General features: G+C 39.9%; 1 protein-coding gene and 1 pseudogene. Both read left to right on the top strand.

Going from position 1 to position 1,648, the window contains the following annotated elements:
* Window positions 1-384, top strand: a pseudogene (locus WBM98_RS16095) (hypothetical protein); the annotation flags it as partial.
* Window positions 385-712: 328 nt separating this feature from the next.
* Window positions 713-1,159 (top strand): hypothetical protein, encoded by a 447-nt coding sequence (locus WBM98_RS16090; protein ID WP_424367044.1) that lies wholly within the window; start codon window positions 713-715, stop codon window positions 1,157-1,159.
* The last annotated feature ends 489 nt before the right edge of the window (window positions 1,160-1,648 follow it).

Here is a 1,648-nt window from a genome sequence, read left to right as displayed (position 1 = left end):
GATGATGTTGCCGAGGCCGTCATACTCCAAAGCGTAACCTACACTATCTATGATATTTCCAATTCTGGAATTTCAGGAACAGCCATCTTTACCCAAGAAGACAATGGCTCTACCCATGTATTGATCGAACTCGAAGGGGCCTATACCTCCGAGAATCCGGCCTATATCCGCTTTAACAGCGCTGCTGAAAGCGGTACCGTGGCCATTACCCTTAAAACCTGTGAATGTGCCATCAGTAATACCACCATCACCCGCTTAGACAATGGTGCTTCTATCACCTATGAAGGTTTGACCCAGTTTAATGGGCATATTACAATACACAGCGGTTCCGGCACCCAAGCCCCTATTGTGGCGGTAGCCGATATAGGATCCAATGCCGATTAAAACGCACAATTCCGTACATTCATCTTGTTCTTGAAATTCACGTTAAAAGGCATATATAAGGCGTTTTTAAGTGTATATTCCAATTAATCCATTGATTATAATAATTTTATGGAATAACTTTCCTTTTCTTATGGTCATTTTCCCTTCCCAAGCCTTGCAATCTTTCTTATAAATCGGATAATTGGGCCGATCAATTGCCTTTTGGCTTTCCAAAACTGTTCTACGTCGGTTTTTTCCGTCATTTTGTAGAAAAGTCATCCCCAATTGTAATTACATCTAAACCTATTTCTAATTTTGATATAAAATAACAACTTAAATAAAAATGAAAATGAAACGTTCCCTCTCCTTTCTTATGTTAGCCTTTGCCTTGGTTCTTAGTGGTTGTAATAAAGATGATGTTGCCGAAGCCGTTATTCTAAAGAGTGTACAATACCAGATTTACGATGTTTCCAATTCGGGGGTTTCCGGAACAGCTACCTTTACCCAAGAAGATAATGGGTCTACCCACGTATTGATCGAATTGGTCGGTGGTTATACCGCTACCAACCCGGCATTTATTCGTTTTAACAGTGCCGCAGAAGGCGGAAATGTTGCAATTACCTTACACACCTGTGAATGTGCCATCAGCAATACGACCATTACCCAATTGGATAACGGGAACACCATTACCTATGAAGGCCTATTGGCCTTGAACGGTCATGTGACCATTCACGCCAATAGCAGCAATAATTCGTCTATTTTGGCTGTGGCTGACATTGGGGCGAATTCCAACTAAGACAAACCAACCCAACCTCATTATAACAAAAGAGCCCTGACATTGCTGTCAGGGCTCTTTTCTATTGTAGACCAACTTACTTATGAATAACTAAGTTTTGAGATATTGAAATCTACCAAGATTTCATTTAGATTCTCAATAAAATTCAAGTAAGCGGTGTTGTCTGCATTTTGATGTGCCATAATGTGTGGGGTTTTGGGGTTTATTATGGAAGGGACTACATATAATCCAATTCCACTAATTCGTTTATGCTTAAAATTTCATTTAAATCTTGTAGGAAGGCTAAATACTCCTCCCCGTAGGTATCGTATAGCATATGGTTGAAGGTTAGGTTAATCCCTTATTTACAGGGAGATTTGGGTTTAAAATTCATACTGTAAACATATTGATAACGGGCGCATGTTGCAATAAATTGTGGTGAAACCAAAAAAACTTGTTGTCAATAGTCCATTTTGAAGGGCTTGACTTTCGCCACCCGACAAAGCACCT

Origin of the sequence: Maribacter sp. (genome assembly GCF_049667165.1) — a bacterium.
In the GTDB taxonomy this organism is placed as follows: domain Bacteria; phylum Bacteroidota; class Bacteroidia; order Flavobacteriales; family Flavobacteriaceae; genus Maribacter_A.
This window is presented reverse-complemented; position numbering and strand designations above follow the sequence as displayed.

What these genes read in the sequence shown, in the direction of transcription:
- WBM98_RS16090 (WP_424367044.1), top strand. Translation starts at nt 713, where the DNA reads ATGAAACGTTCCCTCTCCTTTCTTATGTTAGCCTTTGCCTTGGTTCTT.